Origin of the sequence: Acinetobacter sp. YH01025, assembly GCF_013420185.1 — a bacterium.
Taxonomy (GTDB): domain Bacteria; phylum Pseudomonadota; class Gammaproteobacteria; order Pseudomonadales; family Moraxellaceae; genus Acinetobacter; species Acinetobacter indicus.
The window spans coordinates 1-4,723 of the sequence record NZ_VOYR01000027.1 but is presented as its reverse complement, the minus strand read 5'-3'; the positions used below and the strand labels follow the sequence as shown (position 1 = coordinate 4,723).

The following is a 4,723-nucleotide window of genomic DNA, read 5'->3' as shown; positions in this document are numbered from 1 at the left end:
TCTTGAGCTGGTAGCGCACGTTGCCGCCTCGTGTTAACGACAGCCGCTTCTCGGATACCGCCGGGCGGCTGATGTACCGGCACAGCCGTTCGAGCTTCTTGCGTTCATCGGCCCTGGCCGCCACGCCTGTGGGCGGACAAAATAGTTGGGAACTGGGAGGGGTGGAAATGGAGTTTTTAAGGATTATTTAGGGAAGAGTGACAAAATAGATGGGAACTGGGTGTAGCGTCGTAAGCTAATACGAAAATTAAAAATGACAAAATAGTTTGGAACTAGATTTCACTTATCTGGTTAACTAATCTAGCTAACCTGCCGCTCAGCTTAGTACGATCCTATATCCAACTGATCATAATCCTTTCATCAGTATCCCAAATTAAATCCCCCTCCTAGACTGCCTCACCAACACTTTACAGTGATCCCGTATTTCCGGACAGGTGATTGATTTTTTTCGCTTGTACAGGTGTTAAGCCACAGTTATCTTGATGTGGACATTATGCATTGTAATAGCCCATTAACATGCGCTAAGAGCATAAATTAATATACAGTAACAAGCATTACGAGGTGCTAATGTTTGGAAAGCAGCCTCTTCCAACTACAATAATAAGTTAACTATCCTCCACCCACAAATAATTACAAATGACCCCTTTCCGCTATAACTCCGATCTCACCAGCGGCTCGCTACAAACCCGAGAGTGTCGCATTATTACTGGCTTGTTACTCCAAGAGCTTGATGAAGCTGCCTGGGATAAAGCCATGTATAAGGAAAATGTGCTTCAGAAACGCACGCAATCTACGGTAAGACGTATTTCTTCAGCGCTTAGAAAACGCCTAGAACACCTAAGCTCTGACTTTTGGGCTTTTGCGTTTTTATGTTAGGCATTGTCTGGCAACTGGAGGAAGTGTAATGACCATGAATGGTCACTGTGATTGACAGTATCTTGCTTAAACTTATCTGAACAATGGTAGAACTGGCTCATATTTATCCCCTCTATGATTGTTTATCTTTTTCACCATAAAAAGTATCAGGGGCTACTCAGGGCTACATAAAGATATTTATCTACTTTTACTGATTGATAAGTAGCATCAGTCCATCCGCAGGACTGGTGGTGCCGGCAAAATGCTGACCCAACACATGCGTATAGATTTGCGTGGTCTTAACATCGTTATGCCCTAAGAGTTCTTGCACAGTGCGAATATCACGCCCCGCTTGTAATAGATGCGTAGCAAACGAGTGACGAAATGTATGACAAGTGACACGCTTGCTAACGATGCCTGCTTTTTGTACGGCTGCCTTCAATGCCTTTCGCGCAACGGAGTCATGCAGATGATGGCGGCATAATTTGCCGTTATACGGGTGGTTGCAGAGCGTGCTGGAGGGAAAGACAAACATCCACGCCGCTTGTCGATAAGCAGAAGGGTATTTGTGATCTAAAGCAAAAGGCAGCGATGGCCCTACGCCTTGTAAGTTGTCGTCTTGCTGAATAAGCCGCGCTTGCTCAATGAGTTATTTTATTGCTGGGATTAGGCGCGTGGGCAGTAGGCTGTTTCTGCTTTTCCCACCCTTACCGTCATGCACAGTGATGCAGCCATTATCAAAATCAAAATCTTTAACCCGCAAACGCAAGCATTCATTAATGCGCAAACCTGCACCATACAGCAGCGTAAAAATAACTTGGTTGCGAGTATCCATAACCTGCAAAATGCGTTGCACTTCATTTGCAGAGATAACAGAGGGTAGCCGTCTAGGCTTGCTTGCAGGGATATAATCAATATCGCCCAACGGCTGTTGTAAAAACCTGTTGTACAAAAAAGCTAGGGCATTTAAAGCGATTTTCTGCGTGTTTATGGCTACATGTCTGCTGTTTGCTAAGCTGGATAAAAACAGCCTGACCTCTTCACTGCCCATGGTCTGAGGATGACGTTTTTTGTGAAACAGAATAAAACGCTTAATCCAGTGCAGGTAAGTTTTTTCAGTTTTCAGCGCATAACCTTTTTGTCGCATATCCGTGCGTATAGAATTTAAAAATGGACTGTTAGACATAAAACGCTCCTTGTCTTGCAACTGTCTGCCTATACAGCCTATTCTAGCTGGGATTTAAAAAAGTGCCTGTTTTTTACGCCTAGAGATGCTTGTTTACCGGTAGAGTTTTAATTTAATGCTAAATAAATTAAAATGTTATGAGTTCTTTGGGTGAGATAATGTGCATCGTGCAAGCAGGATAGACGGCATGCACGATTTGTAATAACAGAGTGTCTTGTATTTTTAAAGAAAGTCTATTTAATACAAGTGATTATATTAATTAACGGTAAGCATCAGCGGGTGACAAAACGAGCATGCTTACTAATAAAATGTTAACCTCTGAGGAAGAATTGTGAAACTATCACTAATGGTAGCTATATCGAAGAATGGAGTTATCGGGAATGGCCCTGATATTCCATGGAGTGCCAAAGGTGAACAGCTCCTGTTTAAAGCTATTACCTATAACCAATGGCTGTTGGTTGGACGCAAGACTTTTGAATCAATGGGAGCATTACCCAACCGAAAGTATGCGGTCGTAACACGTTCAAGTTTTACATCTGACAATGAGAACGTATTGATCTTTCCATCAATTAAAGATGCTTTAACCAACCTAAAGAAAATAACGGATCATGTCATTGTTTCAGGTGGTGGGGAGATATACAAAAGCCTGATCGATCAAGTAGATACACTACATATATCTACAATAGACATCGAGCCGGAAGGTGATGTTTACTTTCCTGAAATCCCCAGCAATTTTAGGCCAGTTTTTACCCAAGACTTCGCCTCTAACATAAATTATAGTTACCAAATCTGGCAAAAGGGTTAACAAGTGGCAGCAACGGATTCGCAAACCTGTCACGCCTTTTGTACCAAAAGCCGCGCCAGGTTTGCGATCCGCTGTGCCAGGCGTTAGGCGTCATATGAAGATTTCGGTGATCCCTGAGCAGGTGGCGGAAACATTGGATGCTGAGAACCATTTCATTGTTCGTGAAGTGTTCGATGTGCACCTATCCGACCAAGGCTTTGAACTATCTACCAGAAGTGTGAGCCCCTACCGGAAGGATTACATCTCGGATGATGACTCTGATGAAGACTCTGCTTGCTATGGCGCATTCATCGACCAAGAGCTTGTCGGGAAGATTGAACTCAACTCAACATGGAACGATCTAGCCTCTATCGAACACATTGTTGTGTCGCACACGCACCGAGGCAAAGGAGTCGCGCACAGTCTCATCGAATTTGCGAAAAAGTGGGCACTAAGCAGACAGCTCCTTGGCATACGATTAGAGACACAAACGAACAATGTACCTGCCTGCAATTTGTACGCAAAATGTGGCTTTACTCTCGGCGGCATTGACCTGTTCACGTATAAAACTAGACCTCAAGTCTCGAACGAAACAGCGATGTACTGGTACTGGTTCTCGGGAGCACAGGATGACGCCTAACAATTCATTCAAGCCGACACCGCTTCGCGGCGCGGCTTAATTCAGGAGTTAAACATCATGAGGGAAGCGGTGATCGCCGAAGTATCGACTCAACTATCAGAGGTAGTTGGCGTCATCGAGCGCCATCTCGAACCGACGTTGCTGGCCGTACATTTGTACGGCTCCGCAGTGGATGGCGGCCTGAAGCCACACAGTGATATTGATTTGCTGGTTACGGTGACCGTAAGGCTTGATGAAACAACGCGGCGAGCTTTGATCAACGACCTTTTGGAAACTTCGGCTTCCCCTGGAGAGAGCGAGATTCTCCGCGCTGTAGAAGTCACCATTGTTGTGCACGACGACATCATTCCGTGGCGTTATCCAGCTAAGCGCGAACTGCAATTTGGAGAATGGCAGCGCAATGACATTCTTGCAGGTATCTTCGAGCCAGCCACGATCGACATTGATCTGGCTATCTTGCTGACAAAAGCAAGAGAACATAGCGTTGCCTTGGTAGGTCCAGCGGCGGAGGAACTCTTTGATCCGGTTCCTGAACAGGATCTATTTGAGGCGCTAAATGAAACCTTAACGCTATGGAACTCGCCGCCCGACTGGGCTGGCGATGAGCGAAATGTAGTGCTTACGTTGTCCCGCATTTGGTACAGCGCAGTAACCGGCAAAATCGCGCCGAAGGATGTCGCTGCCGACTGGGCAATGGAGCGCCTGCCGGCCCAGTATCAGCCCGTCATACTTGAAGCTAGGCAGGCTTATCTTGGACAAGAAGATCGCTTGGCCTCGCGCGCAGATCAGTTGGAAGAATTTGTTCACTACGTGAAAGGCGAGATCACCAAGGTAGTCGGCAAATAATGTCTAACAATTCGTTCAAGCCGACGCCGCTTCGCGGCGCGGCTTAACTCAAGCGTTAGAGAGCTGGGGAAGACTATGCGCGATCTGTTGAAGGTGGTTCTAAGCCTCGTACTTGCGATGGCATCGGGGCAGGCACTTGCTGACCTGCCAATTGTTTTAGTGGATGAAGCTCGTCTTCCCTATGACTACTCCCCATCCAACTACGACATTTCTCCAAGCAACTACGACAACTCCATAAGCAATTACGACAATAGTCCATCAAATTACGACAACTCTGAGAGCAACGGCACTGTTGCAAAGTTAGCGATGAGGCAGCCTTTTGTCTTATTCAAAGGCCTTACGTTTCAAAAACTCTGCTTACCAGGCGCATTTCGCCCAGGGGATCACCATAATAAAATGCTGAGGCCTGGCC

3 protein-coding genes and 4 pseudogenes are annotated in these 4,723 nt (G+C 46.0%); 4 read left to right on the top strand and 3 right to left on the bottom strand.

All coding sequences use genetic code 11. The features are described from left to right. A pseudogene (locus FTT89_RS14275) lies at positions 1-127 on the bottom strand (transposase); the annotation flags it as partial. A gap of 509 nt (positions 128-636) precedes the next feature. Between FTT89_RS14275 and FTT89_RS14270 the strand changes: the two are divergent. After that, positions 637-876, top strand: a complete 240-nt coding sequence (locus FTT89_RS14270; protein WP_001353740.1) for a BrxA family protein — start codon at positions 637-639, stop codon at positions 874-876. A 187-nt stretch (positions 877-1,063) separates the two neighbouring features. Here the strand turns inward: FTT89_RS14270 and intI2 are convergent. Continuing rightward, a pseudogene (gene intI2 / locus FTT89_RS14605) lies at positions 1,064-2,041 on the bottom strand (class 2 integron integrase IntI2). Between the two features lie 331 nt (positions 2,042-2,372). On the opposite strand from intI2, the gene dfrA1 reads away from it, so the two are divergent. The 3 genes and pseudogenes from dfrA1 to aadA1 all read left to right on the top strand — a co-directional run bounded on the left by dfrA1 (position 2,373) and on the right by aadA1 (position 4,358). Next, a complete protein-coding gene (dfrA1, locus tag FTT89_RS14255) occupies positions 2,373-2,846 on the top strand; it encodes a trimethoprim-resistant dihydrofolate reductase DfrA1 (protein ID WP_000777554.1) in 474 nt (157 codons plus the stop codon). Positions 2,847-2,940: 94 nt separating this feature from the next. Further along, positions 2,941-3,465, top strand: a complete 525-nt coding sequence (gene sat2, locus FTT89_RS14250; protein ID WP_000704156.1) for a streptothricin N-acetyltransferase Sat2 — start codon at positions 2,941-2,943, stop codon at positions 3,463-3,465. 57 nt (positions 3,466-3,522) lie between these two features. Then, positions 3,523-4,358, top strand: a pseudogene (gene aadA1 / locus FTT89_RS14245) (ANT(3'')-Ia family aminoglycoside nucleotidyltransferase AadA1). 290 nt (positions 4,359-4,648) lie between these two features. Here aadA1 and FTT89_RS14235 read toward each other — a convergent pair. Next, positions 4,649-4,723: pseudogene (locus FTT89_RS14235) on the bottom strand (IS6 family transposase); the annotation flags it as partial.